Genomic DNA, 20435 nt, shown 5'->3' with positions numbered 1-20435 from the left:
CTCGGCGTCTCTGTATCTCTGCGGTTAGTGTCTTATGAATATTCTCGAAATTCGTACCCTTCGTGGTCCTAACTACTGGTCCGGCTACTGGAAAAGGCTCATTATTATGCGGCTCGATATCGGGGCGTATGAGAAAAAGCCGACCCATAAGATCAAGGGTTTTTATGACCGGATGGTTGACGTGATGCCGTCGCTCAATTCGCATGGATGCAGTTATGGCGAAGAGGGTGGTTTTCTGCGGCGCGTCAAAGAAGGCACGTGGGCCGGGCATGTGATCGAGCATTTTGCGCTGGAATTACAGACGCTTGCGGGAATGGACACGGGCTACGGCCGGACGCGTGAGACAACTGAAAAAGGTATTTATAACGTCGTTTTCAGCTATGTCGAGGAGGAAGTTGGCCGGTTTGCCGGTCGCGCGGCCGTGCGGCTATGGCTTGATCTGGCCGAAAAGCGGCCTGTCGAAGCGATAAAGGCCGGGCTCGCAAAGGACATCCAGGAAATGCGCGAGATCCGCGAGGATGTGCGGTTTGGCCCATCGACAGGATCACTCGTCGAGGAAGCTGAGAATCGCGGTATTCCGTTCATTCGCTTGAACGAACAATCGCTCGTCCAACTCGGCTACGGTGTGAATCAGAAGCGAATTCAGGCGACGACGACGGTCAATACCAATATGATCTCGGTCGATATCGCGGGCGATAAGTCCGCGACCAAGAAGCTGCTCGGCGACATGGGCGTTCCGGTGCCCAAAGGGTATCGGATACGCGATATCGAAGATCTCGAATCGACTTTAGACCGTGTCGGCTATCCTGCTGTAATTAAACCACTTGACGGTAATCATGGGAAGGGTGCGACTGTCGGTATCAAGAGCCTCGCCGAGGCTAATGTCGCTTGGGAAAAGGCAAAGGAATACTCGCGTTGGGTGATCATCGAACAGCAGTTGATGGGCTCGGATTTTCGCGCGTTGGTGGTAAATAATCGCTTGATAGCCGTTGCCGAACGCGTTCCGGCCCATGTCAAGGGCGACGGCAAGAGCACGATCCAGCAGCTTATCGACCAGACGAACGAAGACCCGCGTCGCGGCTATGGCCATGAAAATGTCCTGACGCAGATCGACGTTGACGGCCAAACGATGCGGTGCATCACAAAGGCCGGCTACACGCTCGACAGCAAGCTCAAGAAGGGCGAAATATTACATCTCAAGACCACTGCCAACATCTCGACGGGTGGCACTGCGATCGACTGCACTGATGAAGTGCATCCCGAAAACGTATTTTTATTCGAGCGCATTGCGAAGATCATTGGCCTCGATGTTGCGGGTGTGGATGTGATCGCCCCAAATGTGAGCGAGCCGCTGCGGGCCAGCGGCGGCGGCATTATTGAGGTCAATGCGGCTCCGGGCTTCAGGATGCACCTTGCCCCGAGCGAGGGCATAGGCCGCAACGTGGCGGAGCACGTCATTGACATGCTCTTTCCGCCGGGCACGCCGGCGCGAGTGCCGATCTTTGCGATCACGGGCACCAACGGCAAGACGACGACCACGCGGTTGATCGCACATATCCTAAAGAACAGCGGCCGCACCGTCGGCTTTACGACGACCGACGGCACCTACATCGGCAACCAGCAGATCACTACCGGTGACAATACCGGGCCCGTGTCGGCCCAACTGGTGCTAAAAGACCCGACCGTTGACGTCGCCGTGCTTGAAACGGCCCGCGGCGGCATCATTCGCAGCGGGTTGGGATTCGATCACTGCGATATCGGCATCGTGCTTAACGTCGCGGCCGATCATCTTGGATTAAAGGACGTAAATACCCTCGAGGACCTCGCGCGGGTCAAATCGGTCGTGCCGCGTGCCGTTTCGAAAAAGGGCTTTTGCGTGCTGAATGCCGAGGACAAGCTCGTTTACGAGATGAAGGAACTGTCCGACGGCGCGGTTGTTTGCTTCTCGATGAACGAGAACCATCCGAACATCAAACGCCGCGCCGAGCGTGGCCGCGTGTCGTGCGTGTACGAGAACGGCTACGTCACGATCCTCAAGGGCAAGTGGAAGGTCCGCGTCGAAAAGGTCACGAACATCCCGATCACATACGGCGGCCGTGCCGAGTTCATGATCCAGAACGTGCTCGCGGCGACGCTGGCGTGCTTTGTGCACGGCGTTTCGCTTGAGGACCTGCGAGTCGGGCTGACGACGTTCAATGCCGGAACCGCGCAGACGCCGGGACGGTTGAATTTCGTCGAGGTCGGCGACGTTACGGTGCTGATGGATTACGCTCACAATCCTGCGGGCTTACGCGGCCTGGCATCTTTCATCGACAAACTCGGCCGCAAATACCGCACGTGCGTTATCAACGGCACCGGCGACCGCCGCGACGAGGATATCGTCGAATTTGGTCAGGTCGCGGGCGAGACGTTCGATCGGATCGTCATTCGCCGAGGCCATTATTTACGCGGCCGCGACGAACAGGAAACCTACAAGCTCCTCCAAAAAGGCATCGCCAAAGCCAAGAAGAACCCGGCCGTTCGCATCATCCCCGAAAGCCGCGACGCCATCCACCACGCCATCAAAACGGGGCGCAAAGGCGAACTCGTCGTCACCCTAGCCGACCGCGTGCCGGATGATATCGGGTATGTGCAGGAGTTTCGGGACAGGGCAGAACCGCCTGCGTAAGCAGGTGGCAGAGCGCCTCAGCATAACGTAGGTTCGAGAAACGGTGGGCGAACGCCACCTGCTTACGCAGGCGGTTCCGTCCTGTATATCGCGACCTGCTCATTACCGCTCCGGTCGATCCAACCTCGATACATTCCCTCGGAATTGAATGGCAGAGTCACGTTGCCTTGGGCATCGACGGCGATGAGGCCGCCTTCGCCGTTGATCTCGGTTAGGCGGTCGATGGTTTCGCGGGCGGCGTTTTCCAACGACAAGCCTTTGTATTTCATGCGTGCCGAAACATCGTAAGCGGTGACGCCAAGCATGAAGTATTCGCCGTGGCCGGTGCAAGAAACCGCACAGGTACTGTCGGCGTAGTTGCCGAGGCCGACGAGCGGCGTGTCGCCGACGCGGCCGTATTTTTTGTTGGTCATGCCGCCGGTGGATGTGGCGGCGGCGAGGCGGCCATTCTTGTCGCAGGCGACGGCGCCGACTGTTCCTAGCGCGCGGTTGTCCGCGTCAACTGCATCTGGCGCAGTCTGGAAGGCGGGTTTACCCCCGCTCGCAGTGGCGGGGGCAAGCCGCCCTTCCTGACTGCGCTCTGCTAAGTTGACCGAGATATCCAATGGCCCCGAATGATCAAGTTTCACTCTTCCTGCTGCCAGTGCATCCTGCAATTGCAGCCAGCGGTGTTCAGTGAAGAAGTATTCGTCGGGTTCGTGTTTGAGGCCCAGTTCGTCAGCGAACTGGTTCGCGCCCTCGCCGGCGAGCAGGACGTGTTCGGTGCGTTCCATCACGAGGCGGGCGAGTTTGACAGGGTTGCGAATGTTGCGGACAAACGCGACCGAGCCGGCCTTCAGCTTGTGGCCGTCCATTATCGACGCGTCCATTTCCTGTTTGCCTTCGTGGGTGAAGACCGATCCGCGGCCGGCGTTAAAGAGCGGAAAATCCTCTAAGGACACGACCGCCGCCTCGACCGCATCGAGCGACGTGCCGCCGGATTCCAGTATCGCCCAGCCGATCTTCAATGCCGTCTCGAGACCGCCGCGATATTCACGCTCCAGGTCAGGCGTCATCTGCGAACGAAGTATCGTCCCCGCCCCGCCGTGAATTGCCAACGCCAAGCCCATATTAAGATTCTACCGCAGAGACGAAGAGACGCGGAGAAAAACAACCACAGATAACAAAGATGCGCGCAAAGCCTATTTGTTCGTCCCTCTGCGTCTTCGCGTCTCTGCGGTTCAAAGTCTTGTATTTCGCAAGCGGAGGGCGTTGAGGATGACCGACACCGAGCTGAACGTCATCGCAGCGCTGGCGATCATTGGTGAGAGCAGCAATCCCAGAACAGGGAACAGCACGCCCGCGGCGATGGGGACGCCGACGATATTATAGATAAAGGCGAAAAACAGATTCTGGCGAATGTTCTTCATCGTCGCACGGCTGAGGTTGCGTGCTTTCAAGATGCCGCCGAGGTCGGGCTTGAGGAGCGTGATGTCAGCGGACTCGATAGCGACGTCCGTTCCGCTGGCAAATGCAATTCCGACATCCGCCTGCGCCAAAGCGGGAGCGTCATTTACGCCGTCACCGGCCATCGCGACGCGTTTACCCTGTGCCTGCAATTCCTTGACCTTGGCTGCCTTGTCCTCGGGCATTACCTCGGCAAAGACCTGATCGATACCTAATTCACCGGCAACAGCGTCGGCCGTCGCCTGATTGTCGCCCGTCATCATCACGACCTCGATGCCCTGGTGGTGAAGTGCGTCGATGGCGGCTTTGGCGCTAGGTTTGATGGCATCGGAGACGGTGATCGATCCCGCCGGATCGCCATTGACGGTCAGTGTGATTGCCGCTTCATTGCCGAACCGGCCGATGAACACTTCCTTGCCATCGATTACTCCGTTGATGCCGAGTCCGGTCGTGGACTCAAAATCTTGAACCTCCAATAGGTCGATATTTCGTTTTTCCGCTTCAGCGGTTATTGCTGTGGCAAGTGGATGCTCGCTGTGGCGTTCGAGGGAAGCGGCGAGCCTGATTATCTCGTCCGGGCCTAGTTGCGGCGTTGAGCCCTTACTTACGTGCGGGCTACTGACACTGGTTACCCGCGGCTTGCCCTCGGTCAGCGTGCCGGTTTTATCGACGACTATAGCGTTCACTTTCTCAAGCGTTTCGAGAGCCTCGGCTTTTTTGATCAGGACGCCGTTCCGCGCTCCGTGGCCGGTGCCGACCATTATTGACATCGGCGTAGCGAGGCCGAGAGCACATGGGCAGGCGATGATGAGGACCGAGACGGCGGCGACCACGGCGGAGGCAAAGCTGCCGAGTAGCAGCCACACGGCGAACGCAATGACCGCAACGACGATCACAGCCGGGACGAAATAGCCCGAAACGCTGTCGGCAAGGCGTTGTATCGGAGCGCGGCTGCGTTGGGCCTCGCCGACCATCTTGACGATCTGTGCGAGCAGCGTTTCGCTGCCGACCTTTGTCGCACGCATTTTGAAAGAACGATTGCCGTTGATGGTGCCGCCGATGACCTTGTCGCCGGCATGCTTTTCGACGGGCATCGATTCGCCCGTGACCATTGATTCGTCTATCGAGGTGTCGCCCTCGATGATCTCGCCGTCGGTCGGCACCTTTTCGTTAGCTTTTACGCGCAAAGCCTGTCCGGCGCGAACGTGCCGCAGATCGATGACCTCTTCGCTGCCGCCGTCGTGGATGACGGTTGCCGTCTCAGGTGCGAGCCTCAGCAATTCCTTAATGGCCGATGAAGTTTGCGATCTTGCCCGCAATTCCAGCACCTGGCCGAGAAGCACGAGTGTCGTGATCACGGCGGCCGCCTCAAAATAGCCCGGTACGATGCCCGAATGAGCGTCACGCATCGCGACGGGGAACCATTCCGGCACAAACAGCGCCGCGAGGCTCAACACGTAAGCCGCGCCCGTGCCCATTGCGATCAGCGTGAACATATTCGGGCTGAGATTCTTCATCGAGGCGACCGCACGTTCAAAGAACGGACGCCCACCCCATAGCACGACCGGCGTCGCAAACAAGAACTGGATCCACAGCGATACATACGACGCCCTGCCATGCGGCCACGTCAGAAAAAGGGCGTTGAGATCAACAAACATCTCGCCCATAGCCAGCACGAATACCGGCAGAGTCAGGGCCGCCGAGATCCGGAATCGACGCTTCATATCGGCGTATTCCGGATCGGGCATGTCGTCGAGCGAGATCTCCTTCGGCTCAAGCGCCATACCGCATATCGGACACGAGCCGGGGCCGATCTGCACGATCTCAGGATGCATCGGGCAGGTGTATTCGACGTCGGTCGGCACCAGCGGTAAATCACCCGCTACCGCAGGTGGTTCTGACAAGAATTGCTCCGGATCTGCGGCAAACTTATCCCGGCAGCCGGGCATGCAGAAATAGTAAGTGGTGCCGTTGTATGCGTAGCTCGCGGCCGCGGTTTCAGGCATAACGAGCATCTTGCACACGGGATCGACGTGCGGCTCGGGCTGCATTTCATCGCTGCGTTTTCGCCCCAAAGTAACCATCGGCTGCTGCATACGAAAATTTTATCGCACCCCGACGTTTTTCAGGAATCACGTCAATATTACAACTTTGTTTAAACTGGTAAAACCTGCTCCGTTTTGCCGACCTTAACCGAAAAGGCAAGTGCTCACGCAGCACGCGCAAAGCTGAACGGCCCGTTTATGGCCTGGTTCGGCTGCCGAAGTGAGGTATATGAATCACAAACTCTTCCTGCTCACGGGGCTGATCTCAGTACTTGCGGTAACATCTCTCGCTCAGGGCGAGACCGCAAAGAATTCCGGCCCAAACACGACAACCCGTCTCTATAATCTCGAATCCGAACTCGCGCGCTATATCTTTGATGACGAAGATGGCGACGAACCTCGTGCCGACCGGCCGCGCGTGGTCGAAAAGGCGTCAGGCGTCAGATCGTCGATCGTCGTCAATGCAAATGCCCTCAGCCGGGCGGCATTTGAGCTTATCAACAAGAAACGGGCCGAGAATGGAGCGTCACCCCTCGACTGGAGCAACGACCTCGCCCGCGTCGCCGGGGTCCATTCACAGAACATGGCGGAGCTTAATTTCTTCAGCCATCGCGGGCTCGACAACAAGGTCGTCAGCGATCGGGCCGACGACGCAAAGCTCGGCCGCTGGCGTGCCATCGGCGAGAATATCGCCTTCAATCGCGGCTATGCCGATCCGGTCGCACGGACCGTTCAGCTCTGGCTCGATTCGCCCTCACACCGGCGAAACATGCTCGACCCAAGCTGGAAAGAATCCGCGATCGGTGTCGCGGTCGGCGAGGACGGTTCGTATTACTTTACGCAGGTGTTTTTGAAGAGATAGGTCCGGAATAGCAGATAGCTGATAACTGATAACGGATAACGTCCGGATTTCTGTGTAGGAAATCCGGACGTTGTATTTTATCCTTGCCGAATGCGGTTCTCGCTTCCGTCATTTGCCAAGATCAACTGGACGCTGCGGGTCCTGGGCAAGCGTGATGACGGTTTTCACGAACTGTTCACTGTCTTTCAGACCGTCTCGCTGTATGATCGGTTGACCTTCTCGCCGGCCCAAGATCTCAGCCTGACGTGCAACCAGCCCTGGATACCGCTGGACGGCCGAAATCTTGTGATCAAGGCTGCAAATGCTCTGAATAAAGCGGTTGGCGGTTCATTTGGGGCTGCGATCCACCTAAAAAAACATATACCATCGTCGGGCGGGCTCGGCGGCGGCTCATCAAATGCCGCGGTCACGCTGATCGGTTTGCGAAGGTTGTGGCGCCTACACATCAGTGATGAGAGGCTTATTTCGATCGCCGCTGAAGTGGGCTCTGACGCTCCTTTCTTCCTTATCGGCGGGACGGCTCTTGGAGCGGGCCGAGGCGAGCGGCTCGAATCGATGGATGATATAGTTGCCGCAAACATGTTGATCGTGACTCCGCGGGTGCGGGTTTCGACGCGGACAGCGTTTGCCGGTCTCAATGCTCCGGCCTTGACTTCGGACGCCCCAGAACGTATTCTTTCTGTTTCCCGAAACGGGGCTGATCTGATCGATCCGCTTCGGTCGGAGTTGACAAACGATTTTGAGCGAAGCGTTTTCGTCGCCTATCCGGAGATCGAAAGGGTCAAACGAGCCCTGCTTGATCTCGGTGCTGCGAATGCCGCATTGAGCGGCAGCGGAGCGAGCGTTTTCGCGGTATTTGACAAACAAGAGACACGGCAAGCTGCTGAAAAAGCCCTCGCGTCCGAAGCGACCTGGCGAAAGTTTGCCGTATCAACCATCTCGCGGCGTGAGTATCGCGAGGCGCTTGGAATATAAGCGTCAGGTTGTTTCCGTTAGTTTCTTCGACTTTTTGCATTGGGGCGTCGCCAAGTGGTAAGGCAGCGGCCTTTGGAGCCGCCATTCGTAGGTTCGAATCCTTCCGCCCCAGCCAGTTGAGAAAAGAGTTAAGCGGACGATCTGTGGAAATGGGTCGTCCGTTTTTTTGCGGAAGGTTCTAGGTTGTGGGTTTTAGGTCTTTGCAAACACCTAAAACCTAATCCCAAAAACCTGTTTGATATGAGCGTCACAGGCAAAATAAAGGTCTTTTCCGGCAATGCGCATCCCGCGCTTGCTGAGGAGATCTGTGCCGGCCTCGGCATCGAACTGGGCCAGGCCAGCACTGCGCGGTTCTCTGACGGGGAGTTCAACTTCCAGATCGGTGAGAATGTTCGTGGCCACGACGTGTTTATCGTTCAATCAACGTCCCCGCCAACGGACAGCCACTTGATGGAACTGCTCATAATGATCGATGCTTTTATCAGGGCTTCGGCTGAGCGTGTGACGGCGGTCATTCCGTATTTTGGCTATGCGAGGTCGGATAAAAAAGACCGGCCGCGTGTGCCGATCTCGGCAAAGCTGGTCTCGAATTTGATAACTAAGGCCGGTGCACATCGCGTGCTGACCATCGATCTGCATGCGTCGCAGATACAAGGGTTTTTCGACATTCCGGTGGACCATTTGTTTGCCGCTCCGGTCGTGGTTGATTATTTCAATCGCAACCCGATCGACAATCTGATCGTGGTTGCGCCGGACACGGGTGGTGCGGAGAGGGCCAGGGCCTACGCAAAGCGGTTGAATGCGGGACTCGCATTGTGCGACAAGCGTCGCGAGCGTGCCAACGAGGCCGAAGTGATGAATATCGTCGGCGACGTGAAAGGCAAGAATTGTCTGATCATCGACGATATGTGCGACACGGGCGGCACGATATGTAAAGTCGCTGAGGCTCTGCACAAAGCCGGTGCGAACGAGGTTTATGCATGCTTTACACATGGCGTCCTTTCAGGCCATGCGGTTGAGAACATCACCGGGTCGCATCTGAAGAAGGTGATCGTTACCAACACGATCCCGATAAGTGATAACGGTCAGCCGCTCGTCGAGGGCGGCAAGATCGAGGTTCTGAGCGTCGCCGGGCTGCTTGGCATCGGCGATCAGATCGATACACGACGAGACCAGTGTTTCGTCGCTGTTTATTTAAGATTATGGCTGAGAAATTTGTAGTTAAGGCTGAAAAGCGTGAGACGCGAGGCAAGAATGAGGCCCGGCGCATGCGCGCGATCGGCAAGGTTCCGGTCGTCGTTTACGGCGGCGGCTCCGAGAGCATGGCGGCGACCGCAGAACTCGCGGATCTGGCCGCTATTCTGCGTAGCCAGACCGGCGTCAACTCGGTGTTTTCGCTGGATGTTGACGGCGAGGCGCACGACGTTATCTTTCAGGATCGCCAGATCGACCCGATCATGGGCCGACTCTTGCACGCCGATCTGCGTCGGTTTGCCAAGGGCGAAAAGATCGAGATGACCGTGCCTGTGCATCTGATCGGCCACGCGGCCGGCCTGATGGAAGAGGGTGCTGTTCTCTCGCAGGCCATGCGTGAGATCAGAGTGCTCTGTGAACCTGCGAAAACGCCCGAGTTCATTGAGCTTGACGTTACGTCGCTAGACGCGGGCCACTCGCTTCATGTGTCGGACCTCGTGGTTGGCGAAGGCGTCGAGATGGTCGAGGCACCTGAGACGGTCGTCGCGTCTATCGTGATCGTTAAGGAAGTCGAGCTTGAGCCTCAGGTCGAGGAAGGGGCCGAACCCGAGGTCACCGGCGAAGCGCCTGCCGAGGCACCGGCCGAAGATGGCGGTGGGGAATAGTCCGCTATCGTGGGCAAATGGCTGATCGTTGGGCTCGGTAATCCGGGCCCGGAATACGCGAAGACGCGGCACAATTTGGGCTTCATGCTCATCGACGTGCTCGCCGAGCGGATGCAGACGACGGTCAAACGAGATGAATGCCGCTCGCTGATCGGACGCGGCCATTTTGACAACCAAACCGTCGAGCTTGCTAAGCCGCAGACCTATATGAATCTCAGCGGCGAGGCTGTCAAGTGCCTGCTGGCTAAGGACGACAGATCGATCGAAAGGCTGATCGTGATATCGGACGACCTGGCGTTGCCATTCGGCACGATCCGCTTGCGGCCAAAGGGGACGCACGGCGGGCACAATGGGCTGAGATCGACCATTGACTGCCTTGGAACGCAGGAGTTCAGCCGTTTGCGGATCGGAATTCAGCCCGATCATCCGCTGAGCGATGCAAAACGGTTCGTGCTTGAGAATTTCGCCAAGGGCGATATCGAGACGGTTGAAAAGGTTTTGGACAGAAGCGCGGACGCCGTTGAGACGGTGATTCGCGAGGGAATTGACGCCGGAATGGCGAAATACAATTGATATGAGAACTTACGAAGTAATGTACATCGTCGATCCTGACACGGCGGCCGAAAAGATCGGCAAGCTGAACGACGCTGTCGGCAAGGTGATAGCCAAAGAAGGCGGCGAGGTCGTCCGGATGGACGATATCGGCATAAAAACTCTTGCGTATCCGATCCAGAAGAAGACCGAAGGCCACTATGTGCTCTTTGAGATCAACGGTTCGGGCCAGGAGATCGCCGAACTCGAACGCCGCATGCGCGTCAACGACATGATCATGCGCTACATCACCGTCCGCGTTGACGAAGACCGAAAAAAGGCTGAAAAGGTCCGCTCAAAGCGCGAGGCACGTTCGGCGAAACGGGCGTCATTCCGCCCGACCGAGGAACCGGCTGAGGAGGCACAGGCCGAGGCTTAGGAGGAGAAGTTTATGGCAGAGAAAGAACTTGAAGTTTTGAATGACCGCGACATGAGCCTCGACGAAGAGGTCATTGGCGACAGGCCGCGCCGCTATCAGCGTCGCCGCCCGCGTCAGATCGTCCCCGATTATTTGGATTGGAAGGACGTCGACCTGCTCAGGACATTTGTCCCGGAGCGTGGCAAGATAATGCCGCGCCGCATCTCGGGCATCTCGGCAAAAGACCAGCGCCGCCTCGCCAAGGCGATCAAGCGTGCGCGCTCAATGGCAATGCTGCCGTTTGTGGCAGACTAAACGCCGTCAGCGATCAGCACTCAGCATTCAGCACTAAGGCTGATGGCTGACCGCTGATAGCTGACCACTTGAAAGACTATGGCAAACACAACGATTTTATTGCGCGAGGACCTCGAACACGTCGGCGGACGCGGCGAGATCGTCAAGGTACGGGCTGGTTACGCCCGTAACTATCTGCTGCCGCAGGGCTTGGCCACGCTTGCGACCAAAGGCAACGTTAAACAGATCGAGCAGGAACGCGCTGCTCTCCTTAAAAAGGCTGCCATTGAAAAGGCAACCGCCGAGGCACAGCTCGAACAGATGGAAGGCCTCACGCTCGAATTTGCCCGTAAGGCGGGCGAGCATGGCACCCTTTTCGGCTCGGTAACCTCGATGGACATCGCCGAGGCCCTCGCAAAGAAGGGCTACGAGATCGACCGTAAGCGCGTTTCGCTTCGTGATCCGATCAAGGAAACCGGGGAATATTCAGTCAACGTCAAGCTCCACCGCGAGGTCACGCTCGCCGTGCCTGTGATCGTCACGGCCGAGGGCGGCGAGATGCCCGAAAAGCCTGCTAAGGAAGCTAAAAAGGCCAAGAAGAAGGCTGACGAACCGGCCGCCGAGGCACCGGTCGAAGCCGCTCTCGCGGAGGTAGCTACAATGGCTGAAGAAACTGCTGCTGCCGATGAGACGGCCGCCGAACAAGCCGACGCTGCGATCGAGGAAAGCGCGGAAGCGTAATCCCTAACCGGAGGATCTGATTCAGAGGCCCGGAGCAGGTATTGCTCGCGGGCCTCTTGAATTTTGCCGTCAATATTTGATAATTATATTATAATTATGGAGCGGATCGTCTTCTCTTGGGACGCACGTAAAGCGGCTTCGAATTTGAAAAAACACGGCGTTTCTTTCGACGAAGCGAGGACAGCCTTCTACGACGAGAAGGCTCGGCTGATCGACGATCCTGACCATTCGGATGACGAAGAACGCTTCATCCTGTTGGGCATGAGTTATAAGCCTCGATTGCTGATAGTTTGTCACGCCTACCGGGCCGGTTCGGAGATCAGATTGATCTCGGCCCGAAAAGCCACGAAAACCGAAAGTAGTTATTACGGAAGTCAATCATGAGAAAGGAATACGATTTTTCAGGATCCAGAAAGAATCCTTATGCAAAGCTGCTGAAAAAGCAGATTACCATCCGTATTGAAGAGGAAACGATCGACTACTTCAAACGTTTGGCGGCTGAGTCAGGAATACCGTATCAGAACCTGATAAACATGTTTTTGCGGGACTGCGCGACCTCGAAAAAGCGGCCGGTCGTTAAATGGGCGTGACCTGTGCCGCCGGTAAACTCCAAGTTTATTTAGGCTTACAGCCTTTCGTTCAGGGCCTTTAGACAAGGCCCTTTTTTGTGTCTAAAATTACATTCGCACCATCCGAAATGGCGAGCGTTTTTCCCGAAAATCGACGTGAGCAGTATCTCGAAAAGCCGTTGCCTTCGAGCGAAGAGTCCGAGCGCGTGATCCTCGGAGCCGTCCTTCTCGATCATGACGTAATGGCCCAGGCCATTGAGCATCTCAAGCCGGAAGACTTCTATTCACCATTCAATCGACGTGTCTTCGCCGCGATGAGCGCACTGTTTGCGAAGGGGTCAAAGATCGATGCGGTCTTGGTCGGCGAGGAAATGAAGAGAGAGGGCTCGCTGGACGCGTTTGGCGGCGTTCCGGCGATCACTAACCTGACCTTTGGACTGCCGCATTTTTCAAACGTTGAGGATTACATCAAGGTCGTTCACGACAAGTCAGTGGTGCGTCAGCTTATCCGCGCTTGCAGCGCGATCACGAGCGAGGCGCTGGCTGAGGAGGAAGACGCCGAAATCGTGCTCGACCGCGCCGAACAGCAGATATTCAACCTGGCGGAGGCACGGACCCACGAATCGTTCAGCCAGATCGAGCCGATATTGCAAGGAGTCCTGGCCCGTATCAGGGAACGAAGAGAGGGCGGGGCGGCCGACGGCCTGACCGGATTGTCCACGGGTTTCAGGAAATTTGACGAGATGACGTCCGGGCTCCAGCGGACCGATCTGATCATCGTTGCCGCCCGTCCGGCGATGGGCAAGACGGCGCTTTGCCTGACCATCGCACAGAATGCGGCTCTGCGTTCGAATGCCGTTGTTGCTATATTCTCGCTCGAGATGTCAAAAGAGCAGCTTGTCACCCGCATGCTGGCGAGCGAATCGCACATTAACGCCGTCCGATTTCGAACCGGCGGTCGTTTGTTCGCCAATGAAAGTGACCGCCTCGACGAGGCCGTAGCGAATTTGTCGGCTTCACGCATCTTTATTGATGATTCTCCCGCGATCTCGGCTCTTGAGATCAGGGCGAAAGCGCGGCGGCTAAAGGCCCAGGAGAAGGCGCTTGATCTGATCGTTATCGATTACCTGCAGCTAATGGGAACCAGTTCGCGGCGTTCTGAGAACCGCCAGCAGGAGGTCTCACTGATATCGCGCGAGCTTAAGGCCCTCGCAAAAGAGATGGATGTGCCGGTACTCGCACTTTCGCAGTTGTCGCGTGCCCCGGAGTCTCGCAATCCGCCAAGGCCCGTGATGTCTGACCTGCGTGAATCGGGTTCCATCGAGCAGGACGCGGATGTGGTCGCATTCATTTTTCGTCAGGATTACTACGACAAAGAGTCTACGGAGCATGAGGGAATGGCCGAACTGATCGTCGCCAAGCAGCGTAATGGCCCGATCGGTGACGTACGGCTGGTATTTTTGAAGGAGTTCACAAGGTTCGAGGATTACTTTAACGGCTAGACATGGCCGCTGGTGTCCTTGTCGGAATTGGTATGTCGTCAGATCTGAGATATCCGATCGGCGAATTTGAGCGCTCGAATTTTAGTGACCGGGCAGAGAATCTTCGCTCGATCGCCGAACTGCCGTCGAAGCTATCCGCTGCCGTCGCCGGCCTGACCGACGAACAGCTCGACACGCCCTATCGCGACGGCGGCTGGACCATCCGCCAGACCGTCCATCACCTAGCCGACAGCCACATGAACTCGCTGATCCGCTTCAAGCTCGCCCTGACCGAGGACGACGTGCCCACCATCAAGCCCTACTACGAGGACCGCTGGGCAGATCTGGGCGATACGAAACTGCCGGTAGATGTCTCGCTGCAGTTGATCGATTCCATACACACCCGCTGGTCGGCTCTGCTCGATTCGATGTCCGAGGCCGATTTCCAAAAACAATTCATCCACCCCGAAACCGGCGAATGGACCCTCGACGCCGCCCTTGCCCTTTATGCATGGCATTCCAAACACCACACCGCACACATTACATCGCTCCGCTCCCGCTTGGGCTGGTAGGCTAGGCAACCGGAAGGCGACGAACTCGTACTTGACCTGCACTTACCGAGATCATCACTCCGGCTACTAGATCGTCGTTACAACGATCCGGTTTTCGAGGGCGGCCTGGTGAATGATCTCGCCGTCTGCGGCATCCGCCAGACCGATCTCTCCAACGTGAAGGGCGTCAAGTCCGGCATCTCGAAGGACACTCGCAGTCGAACGAGGTACTCCTTGATCGAGCAGGAGCTTCATTTGCTCAAAGCTAGTTCGAAAACGCGGTCATCCAGATTGGCCGCTGCGTACGCGAGGGCTTCGCGGATGTCTTCTTCCTCAAGCTCGGGAAATTCCCGCTTCAGATCATTGCGGTCCGGATAGGTACCCACGGCCTCGACGACACGCCGAACGGTCAACCGGAGGTTGCGTATGCATGGCTGGCCGTTCATTCGATTTGAATCGACTGTGATCCGTTGGAAAGTCATGAGCTTAATCTGTCCGAAAGCTCCAAAAAAAGCAAGACATTATCCCGCAGCAGCGACGACCTTCTCGGCGGCGTCGTTCATTGTGGTTGCGGGGATGATACCGATGTTGGAGTCGCGCAGGACGCGGCGGCCTTCTTCGACGTTAGTGCCCTCTAATCTCGCGACTATCGGGATCGAGACGCCGAGGTTTTTGGCGGCAGCGACCACACCGTTGGCGACCATGTCGCAGCGGACGATGCCGCCGAAGATGTTGATCAGGACGGCCTTAACATTCTGGTCGGCGAGTAGGATCTTAAAGGCTTGTTCGACGCGCTCCTGACTGGCTCCCCCGCCGACATCGAGGAAGTTCGCGGGTTCGCCGCCGGCGAGCTTGATGATATCCATCGTCGCCATCGCGAGGCCCGCACCGTTTACCATGCAGCCGATATTGCCGTCGAGCTTGATGTAATTGAGGTCATACTTCGACGCCTCGATCTCGAGCGGTTCTTCTTCGTTGAGGTCGCGAAGGTCGGCGTATTCCTTGTGGCGGAACATCGCGTTGTCGTCAAAATTGACCTTGGCGTCGAGCGCGATCAGGCGGTTGTCTTTCGTAAGGAGAAACGGATTGATCTCGACCAGCGACGCATCCATCTTCTCGTAAGCGTCGTAGAGCGAGAGCATGAACTTCGCCGCCTGATTGATCAGGTCATTAGGAATGCCGAGGCCGAACGCGAGCTTTCGTGCCTGAAATCCACGCAGGCCGACTGATGGATCTATCGTCTCCTTCAGGATCAGTTCGGGCGTCTCTTCGGCAACCTTTTCGATGTCCATGCCGCCTGCAGATGACGCCATAAAGACGTTGCGGCCCGACACTCGATCGAGCGTAATTCCCAGATAGAACTCGCGGTCTATCGGCAAGCCTTCCTCGATCAGCAGCGTCTTTACCTCGCGGCCCTCGGGGCCAGTCTGGTGCGTGACGAGCATCATGCCCAGCATCTCGGACGCGATCTGTTTTGCTTCCTCAGGCGATCTTGCCAGCTTAACGCCGCCGCCCTTGCCGCGGCCGCCCGCGTGGATCTGTGCCTTAACAACGACGACATCGGTGCCAAGTTCTTTTGCCGCCGCCTCAGCCTCTTCAGGCGTCCGCGCGACGATGCCTCGGGGAACAGGTACGCCGTAATCTTTCAACAACGCCTTTCCTTGATATTCGTGGATCTTCATCTTTACGTTACTTCTTTATCTCAGTTTTTATGTTGATACCGACCAGCTTCCAGTTGCCGTCTTCCATCACATACTTGAGTTCGAAGTTCGCCCGCGCCGGCGATGTCGGATAGTAGCCTTTCAGGATGAGAGCATCGAGGTCGAGGACCTTACCGATGGTAGGTTCCGGCGAGAACGTGGCATCGAGCGATGCGATCGCCCGCTTGAAGTTATAGTCTGCTTTATTATCGACAAAGACCTTAAAGGCATCCTTCATTTCGTCCGGCGATGTCTGTTCCTGCCAAACTTTAGCGACCTTTTTATTAAAGTCGGTAAAATCTTCGGCCTGGACGGCATCGCTAAAATCCATAAAGCTCGTTTTTACAAGTGTTTGCAGTTTGTCCTTGCTCGGTATCTCGGGTTTTGCATCCGATTTCGAGTCAGACTTTGTGTCGCTCTTGGTGTCTGATGAGCCGCCGCCTTTGGTATAGACCACGCCGCCAAGTGTCATCTTATTGCCGGACGGCTCCTTGTCGATCTTGAGCGTCGGCCCGATGCCGACGAGTTTGATAGTTAGCTCCTTCTTCGCATCATCGATTTCGACCGAGCCATTCGTCACAGTTGTGCCGCCTGATTTGTAATCGCCTGATCCGTCCGCACGGATCGTGATCGTCGATCCATCATTGCCGGTCCATGCCCCGACATACTCACTCGGTGGTGGCGTGCCGCTGCCGCCGCAGGCAAAACCGAGGACGAAAAGGACGCCGACTGAGAGTATCAGCGCAGTAAAATTTCGAGCATTCATGGTCGCGAGGATAAGAGTTTTCATCATTTTTCTCCTTCGGGCCGATACGCTTTACTGCGAGCGTTCGACGAGTTTTAGTAATGTGCGAATTGCAACTGCTGTTGGCCCTTTTGCCTGATGAGGTTTAACGCCGTCAGCCCATGCCGTGCCTGCGATGTCGAGGTGTGCCCATTTCGCCTTATCGACAAACTCCTGGATAAAGACCGCACCCATGATCGTGCCGGCCTTGCCTTTCGGGCCGATGTTCTTGATATCGGCGATGTCCGATTTGATGTCCTTGCTGTATTCGGGCCCGACCGGCAACTGCCAATAGCCCTCGCCCGCGTCTTTGCCGCAGGCGATGATCTCATCGACGAACTTCTGATCGTTGCCCATAATGCCCGTATTATGGGCACCGAGGGCGATGATCACCGCACCGGTCAAGGTCGCCATATCGACGATACGTGTTGCGCCCTGCTTCTCAGCGTAGGCGACTGCGTCGGCAAGGATGAGACGGCCCTCCGCGTCGGTATTGAGTATCTCTATCGACTTGCCATTCATCGCGTAAACGACGTCCGCCGGCCGCGAAGCTCCGCCATCAGGCATATTCTCGACCGCCGCCACGACGCCGATCACCGGCACGGACGGCTTAAGCAACGCAATTGCCCGCATCGTGCCGATCACCGTTGCGCCGCCGGACATGTCGTATTTCATCGCATCCATGCCTTCGCCCGGCTTGAGCGAGATGCCGCCGGTGTCGAACGTGATGCCCTTGCCGACGAGGGCGAGCAATTCGCCCTTTTTTGCCGTGCTCTTGGCGGGTGTGTAGCGCAACACGATAAGTTTCGCCGGCTGGGTCGACCCGAGCGAAACACTCATCAGCGAGCCCATGCCCTGTTTTGTCATCCACGCTTCGTCGTAGATCTCACACTTAAGGCCGACGCTCTTGGCCATTGCCTGTGCACGCTTTGCCATCTCGGTCGGCTGAAGGATGTTCGGCGGCTCATTGGCGAGATCGCGGGTCAGGTTCATTGACTCGCCGATAGCCTGTCCGCGAGCGATGCCGTTCTTGAGATCGCCGGATTTCGCTCCGTCGATGCAGACGATCAATCCCGAGACGGTCTTGCTGCGTTTGTCTTTGGTCTTGTATTTATCGAGCTCGAACTGGCTAGTGATAAAGCCTTGAACAGCATTCTGGGCCACCTCGGCGGCGGCCGCGTCGCTGCGCGGCAGCAGGGCAAAGCTCTTAACACTTCGCTTTCGTAGATAACGCGTTGCCGTGCCCGCAAGAGCCGCGACCGAATGAGCCTTGTAATCCTTCTTGTCGCCACAGCCGATGAGCAGCAACCGCGTCGCCGTGACCTTGCCTTTTGGAGCAAACCGCAGCAGAGCCGTCTGGCCAGCGTCGCCCTTAAACTCCTCGTTCTTCATCACGCCGGCAAGCAAGCCGCCCGTTAGCTTGTCGAGCTCTTTGAGCAAGCCTCCCGATGCTTTCTCACCCTTAAAAACGGCTACCGCCAGGGCCTCTGCAGCCGCCTCGGTAAAGTTACCCGTAATCCCAGCGAATTTCATTCACACCTCGTTAAATACTAGATTTTACTGAAATAAACACTCTATCTTACCGTTAACGCAGGGCACGTTTCAACTCGGCCTCGGTCTCTTTTTTGATGGTTTTCCGCATCTCGGCCTCGCGCTTGTCGTAGAGCTTCTTGCCCTTGGCGACACCGATCTCGAATTTGATCCGGCCGCTTTTCCAATAGATCCGCGTGACAACGAGCGTCATGCCTTTCTGCATGGTCTCCTTTAAGAGTTTGTCGATCTCGCGGCGATGGAGCAGCAGCTTGCGCTCGCGAAGCGCGTCGTGGTTGTTGATATTGCCGTGCGAGTAATGCGAGATGTGAGCGCCCACCAGCCAGACCTCGCCGTTTTTGATCTGAACGAACGACTCCTTGAGCTGTATTCGCCCCGCCATGATGCTCTTGACCTCCGTCCCGACAAGCGCGATCCCGGCCTCGTATTTATCGAGGACGTGAAACTCATGAAACGCCTGGCGGTTGGTCAGTATCTCTTTCTCAGCGGACATAAAATGCAACGATAATGCAGAAGCCCGCGCGTGAGCAAGGGCTTGATACTCACCGGTGGGGCCTTGGGTTGGCGTTATTCGTGCATTCGTGGCTAATTCTTATGAACACATCATTAGCCACGAATGCACGAATTAAGACACTCTAACGGAACTGAGCGTGTTAAGCCCTTGCTAACGCGCGGGCTTCTGCATTAAATTATTAATGACGCTGGGAGATCGTCTAATGGTAGGACTGCAGTCTCTGGATCTGCCTATCGGGGTTCGAATCCCTGTCTCCCAGCCAATTTCTTAGTCTTAAGTCTGGGGTCTTAAGTCTTGAGTCGGAGGGCACCGCAGGTCCTGCTCCAGACTCTGGACTTAAGACACCAGACTTTCGCATTTATGGATTGGCACGAAAGCAAGATCCGCGTTCGATATGCCGAGACCGATGCCATGGGCATCGTGCATCACGCGAACTATCTGACCTGGTTCGAGGTCGGCCGGAGCGACTTTTGCCGGTCACGCGGTTTCTCGTATAAGCAGATGGAGGATGAGGACAACGCCCTGATGATCGTTGCCGAGACCTACATTCGTTATAAAGCACCGGCATTCTATGAGGACGTGCTGACCATCCGGACGAAGATCGGTGATATCCGCAGCCGCAGCATCGCCTTTGTGTATCAGGTCTATCGCGACAGCGACGATACGCTGATCGCCGAGGCCGAAACGCTCCACGTATTTACCGACTGGGAGCGAAAAGTTCGCACGTTGCCCGACATCTATCGAAATCTCCTAAGCGACGACCCGCACGCGTCTTTCCCGCCGAATCAGGCACCGCATTAGCTGAAAGTTCAGAGCTCAAGGTTCCAAAGTTCAAAGGGAGGAGCAGAGCAACTTTGAACTTTGAACCTCGAACCTTAAACTAAGTTCATATGCCCGGAGCCGGACGTGCCGAGATCTATTTTATTGCCGCGATGATGATCCTGATCGTCATCTTGTGCGTGGCGGCGGTTTATTTTTTCTTCAAGACCTATCGCAAAGAAATGCGGGAAAAGGCGGCCAGCGAGGCGGAAAAGATGGCCGCACGCGGGGAAGAATAGTCGTAGCGTCTTAGTTTGGAGTTATTCGTGCCCTCGTGGCTTATTCTTCCGAGAGCGAGAATAGCCACGAATGCACGAATGCAGACACGGCCATGGACGGTTGTTTCTTGACAAGATGTTGCATATGTGCTACAATTGTTTCCGTGAATTGGGGTCAAAAGCAACGGGGCCACGAATTTTTTTCAAAAATGGGTGGGACACGGACATTTTTCACTCGTAACCACCGTGTTTTCAATCGGTTAAGGTGTCCCACCGGTGTGCGGGACAGCAGCGGGACAGCGAGGCGGCCAGATTTTTTTTCAAAACCGGTGAGACACGACCTGTTTGTTGCCGTAACTCATTTGTAATGAATATTTAGACTGTCCCGCCGAGGTGCGGGACAGCGGCG

The 20435-nt window shown here is 56.5% G+C and carries 22 protein-coding genes, 2 tRNA genes and 1 pseudogene; 17 read left to right on the top strand and 8 right to left on the bottom strand.

Annotated features, from left to right (window positions below; genetic code table 11):
* Positions 1-34 precede the first annotated feature (34 nt).
* On the top strand, positions 35-2668 hold the full coding sequence (cphA, locus tag IPM59_13145) for a cyanophycin synthetase (protein MBK9216512.1): 2634 nt from the start codon (positions 35-37) through the stop codon (positions 2666-2668).
* Between the two features lie 62 nt (positions 2669-2730).
* Here the strand turns inward: cphA and IPM59_13140 are convergent, their stop codons facing one another.
* Complete coding sequence (locus IPM59_13140; protein MBK9216511.1) at positions 2731-3777, bottom strand: isoaspartyl peptidase/L-asparaginase; 1047 nt, start codon at positions 3775-3777, stop codon at positions 2731-2733.
* 111 nt (positions 3778-3888) lie between these two features.
* Positions 3889-6210: a cadmium-translocating P-type ATPase gene (gene cadA / locus IPM59_13135; protein MBK9216510.1), complete on the bottom strand. Its 2322-nt coding sequence runs from the start codon at positions 6208-6210 to the stop codon at positions 3889-3891.
* A 178-nt stretch (positions 6211-6388) separates the two neighbouring features.
* Between cadA and IPM59_13130 the strand changes: the two genes are divergently transcribed.
* From IPM59_13130 to bstA, 13 genes and pseudogenes are all read left to right on the top strand, one after another.
* Entirely contained in the window at positions 6389-7021 is a 633-nt protein-coding gene (locus IPM59_13130; protein ID MBK9216509.1) for a CAP domain-containing protein, read from the top strand.
* Between the two features lie 90 nt (positions 7022-7111).
* Positions 7112-7996, top strand: coding sequence for a 4-(cytidine 5'-diphospho)-2-C-methyl-D-erythritol kinase (gene ispE, locus IPM59_13125; GenBank protein MBK9216508.1), 885 nt, complete (start codon positions 7112-7114; stop codon positions 7994-7996).
* Between the two features lie 40 nt (positions 7997-8036).
* Positions 8037-8111 (top strand) — tRNA-Gln (locus IPM59_13120).
* Between the two features lie 125 nt (positions 8112-8236).
* A pseudogene (locus tag IPM59_13115) lies at positions 8237-9194 on the top strand (ribose-phosphate pyrophosphokinase).
* A 4-nt stretch (positions 9195-9198) separates the two neighbouring features.
* On the top strand, positions 9199-9855 hold the full coding sequence (locus IPM59_13110; GenBank protein MBK9216507.1) for a 50S ribosomal protein L25: 657 nt from the start codon (positions 9199-9201) through the stop codon (positions 9853-9855).
* Positions 9856-9864: 9 nt separating this feature from the next.
* Positions 9865-10428 (top strand): aminoacyl-tRNA hydrolase, encoded by a 564-nt coding sequence (locus IPM59_13105; protein MBK9216506.1) that lies wholly within the window; start codon positions 9865-9867, stop codon positions 10426-10428.
* 1 nt (position 10429) lies between these two features.
* Positions 10430-10825, top strand: coding sequence for a 30S ribosomal protein S6 (rpsF, locus tag IPM59_13100; GenBank protein MBK9216505.1), 396 nt, complete (start codon positions 10430-10432; stop codon positions 10823-10825).
* A 51-nt stretch (positions 10826-10876) separates the two neighbouring features.
* A complete protein-coding gene (locus tag IPM59_13095) occupies positions 10877-11119 on the top strand; it encodes a 30S ribosomal protein S18 (protein MBK9216504.1) in 243 nt (80 codons plus the stop codon).
* 78 nt (positions 11120-11197) lie between these two features.
* Positions 11198-11839, top strand: coding sequence for a 50S ribosomal protein L9 (locus IPM59_13090; GenBank protein ID MBK9216503.1), 642 nt, complete (start codon positions 11198-11200; stop codon positions 11837-11839).
* Between the two features lie 96 nt (positions 11840-11935).
* Entirely contained in the window at positions 11936-12223 is a 288-nt protein-coding gene (locus IPM59_13085) for a BrnT family toxin (GenBank protein ID MBK9216502.1), read from the top strand.
* Entirely contained in the window at positions 12220-12429 is a 210-nt protein-coding gene (locus IPM59_13080; protein MBK9216501.1) for a BrnA antitoxin family protein, read from the top strand. Before IPM59_13085 ends, IPM59_13080 begins: the two co-directional genes overlap by 4 nt.
* A 107-nt stretch (positions 12430-12536) precedes the next feature.
* On the top strand, positions 12537-13910 hold the full coding sequence (dnaB, locus tag IPM59_13075; protein MBK9216500.1) for a replicative DNA helicase: 1374 nt from the start codon (positions 12537-12539) through the stop codon (positions 13908-13910).
* A gap of 32 nt (positions 13911-13942) precedes the next feature.
* Entirely contained in the window at positions 13943-14461 is a 519-nt protein-coding gene (gene bstA / locus IPM59_13070; GenBank protein MBK9216499.1) for a bacillithiol transferase BstA, read from the top strand.
* A 66-nt stretch (positions 14462-14527) separates the two neighbouring features.
* On the opposite strand, the gene IPM59_13065 is transcribed toward bstA, so the two are convergent.
* From IPM59_13065 to smpB, 6 genes are read right to left on the bottom strand one after another with little or no spacing between them, the layout of a single operon-like run.
* On the bottom strand, positions 14528-14695 hold the full coding sequence (locus IPM59_13065; GenBank protein ID MBK9216498.1) for a DUF5615 family PIN-like protein: 168 nt from the start codon (positions 14693-14695) through the stop codon (positions 14528-14530).
* The gene (locus tag IPM59_13060) at positions 14692-14922 is read right to left on the bottom strand and encodes a DUF433 domain-containing protein (GenBank protein MBK9216497.1); all 231 of its coding nucleotides are present in this window, start codon (positions 14920-14922) and stop codon (positions 14692-14694) included. Before IPM59_13060 ends, IPM59_13065 begins: the two co-directional genes overlap by 4 nt.
* Positions 14923-14961: 39 nt before the next feature.
* Positions 14962-16122, bottom strand: a complete 1161-nt coding sequence (sucC, locus tag IPM59_13055; protein ID MBK9216496.1) for an ADP-forming succinate--CoA ligase subunit beta — start codon at positions 16120-16122, stop codon at positions 14962-14964.
* A gap of 7 nt (positions 16123-16129) precedes the next feature.
* Complete coding sequence (locus IPM59_13050; protein ID MBK9216495.1) at positions 16130-16933, bottom strand: hypothetical protein; 804 nt, start codon at positions 16931-16933, stop codon at positions 16130-16132.
* Positions 16934-16957: 24 nt separating this feature from the next.
* Complete coding sequence (locus tag IPM59_13045) at positions 16958-18457, bottom strand: leucyl aminopeptidase (protein ID MBK9216494.1); 1500 nt, start codon at positions 18455-18457, stop codon at positions 16958-16960.
* Positions 18458-18509: 52 nt separating this feature from the next.
* Positions 18510-18968: an SsrA-binding protein SmpB gene (smpB, locus tag IPM59_13040; protein MBK9216493.1), complete on the bottom strand. Its 459-nt coding sequence runs from the start codon at positions 18966-18968 to the stop codon at positions 18510-18512.
* Positions 18969-19177: 209 nt separating this feature from the next.
* Here smpB and IPM59_13035 point away from each other — a divergent pair.
* The 3 genes from IPM59_13035 to IPM59_13025 all read left to right on the top strand — a co-directional run bounded on the left by IPM59_13035 (position 19178) and on the right by IPM59_13025 (position 20047).
* Positions 19178-19251, top strand: a tRNA-Gln gene (locus IPM59_13035).
* 98 nt (positions 19252-19349) lie between these two features.
* Positions 19350-19790 (top strand): acyl-CoA thioesterase, encoded by a 441-nt coding sequence (locus IPM59_13030; GenBank protein ID MBK9216492.1) that lies wholly within the window; start codon positions 19350-19352, stop codon positions 19788-19790.
* Positions 19791-19879: 89 nt separating this feature from the next.
* On the top strand, positions 19880-20047 hold the full coding sequence (locus tag IPM59_13025) for a hypothetical protein (protein MBK9216491.1): 168 nt from the start codon (positions 19880-19882) through the stop codon (positions 20045-20047).
* Positions 20048-20435 lie beyond the last annotated feature (388 nt).

This window comes from Chloracidobacterium sp., assembly GCA_016715795.1.
Lineage (GTDB): Bacteria > Acidobacteriota > Blastocatellia > Pyrinomonadales > Pyrinomonadaceae > OLB17.
The sequence above is the reverse complement of the archived record's forward strand: the minus strand, read 5'-3'. Positions and strand labels throughout refer to the sequence as shown.

Excerpts from the sequence above, each read along its gene's own strand:
- cphA (MBK9216512.1), top strand. The coding sequence starts at position 35 with ATGAATATTCTCGAAATTCGTACCCTTCGTGGTCCTAACTACTGGTCC.
- IPM59_13140 (MBK9216511.1), bottom strand. The coding sequence starts at position 3,777 with ATGGGCTTGGCGTTGGCAATTCACGGCGGGGCGGGGACGATACTTCGT.
- cadA (MBK9216510.1), bottom strand. The coding sequence starts at position 6,210 with ATGCAGCAGCCGATGGTTACTTTGGGGCGAAAACGCAGCGATGAAATG.
- IPM59_13130 (MBK9216509.1), top strand. The coding sequence starts at position 6,389 with ATGAATCACAAACTCTTCCTGCTCACGGGGCTGATCTCAGTACTTGCG.
- ispE (MBK9216508.1), top strand. The coding sequence starts at position 7,112 with ATGCGGTTCTCGCTTCCGTCATTTGCCAAGATCAACTGGACGCTGCGG.
- IPM59_13110 (MBK9216507.1), top strand. The coding sequence starts at position 9,199 with ATGGCTGAGAAATTTGTAGTTAAGGCTGAAAAGCGTGAGACGCGAGGC.
- rpsF (MBK9216505.1), top strand. The coding sequence starts at position 10,430 with ATGAGAACTTACGAAGTAATGTACATCGTCGATCCTGACACGGCGGCC.
- IPM59_13095 (MBK9216504.1), top strand. The coding sequence starts at position 10,877 with ATGAGCCTCGACGAAGAGGTCATTGGCGACAGGCCGCGCCGCTATCAG.
- IPM59_13090 (MBK9216503.1), top strand. The coding sequence starts at position 11,198 with ATGGCAAACACAACGATTTTATTGCGCGAGGACCTCGAACACGTCGGC.
- IPM59_13085 (MBK9216502.1), top strand. The coding sequence starts at position 11,936 with ATGGAGCGGATCGTCTTCTCTTGGGACGCACGTAAAGCGGCTTCGAAT.
- IPM59_13080 (MBK9216501.1), top strand. The coding sequence starts at position 12,220 with ATGAGAAAGGAATACGATTTTTCAGGATCCAGAAAGAATCCTTATGCA.
- dnaB (MBK9216500.1), top strand. The coding sequence starts at position 12,537 with ATGGCGAGCGTTTTTCCCGAAAATCGACGTGAGCAGTATCTCGAAAAG.
- bstA (MBK9216499.1), top strand. The coding sequence starts at position 13,943 with ATGTCGTCAGATCTGAGATATCCGATCGGCGAATTTGAGCGCTCGAAT.
- IPM59_13065 (MBK9216498.1), bottom strand. The coding sequence starts at position 14,695 with ATGAAGCTCCTGCTCGATCAAGGAGTACCTCGTTCGACTGCGAGTGTC.
- IPM59_13060 (MBK9216497.1), bottom strand. The coding sequence starts at position 14,922 with ATGACTTTCCAACGGATCACAGTCGATTCAAATCGAATGAACGGCCAG.
- sucC (MBK9216496.1), bottom strand. The coding sequence starts at position 16,122 with ATGAAGATCCACGAATATCAAGGAAAGGCGTTGTTGAAAGATTACGGC.
- IPM59_13050 (MBK9216495.1), bottom strand. The coding sequence starts at position 16,933 with ATGATGAAAACTCTTATCCTCGCGACCATGAATGCTCGAAATTTTACT.
- IPM59_13045 (MBK9216494.1), bottom strand. The coding sequence starts at position 18,457 with ATGAAATTCGCTGGGATTACGGGTAACTTTACCGAGGCGGCTGCAGAG.
- smpB (MBK9216493.1), bottom strand. The coding sequence starts at position 18,968 with ATGTCCGCTGAGAAAGAGATACTGACCAACCGCCAGGCGTTTCATGAG.
- IPM59_13030 (MBK9216492.1), top strand. The coding sequence starts at position 19,350 with ATGGATTGGCACGAAAGCAAGATCCGCGTTCGATATGCCGAGACCGAT.
- IPM59_13025 (MBK9216491.1), top strand. The coding sequence starts at position 19,880 with ATGCCCGGAGCCGGACGTGCCGAGATCTATTTTATTGCCGCGATGATG.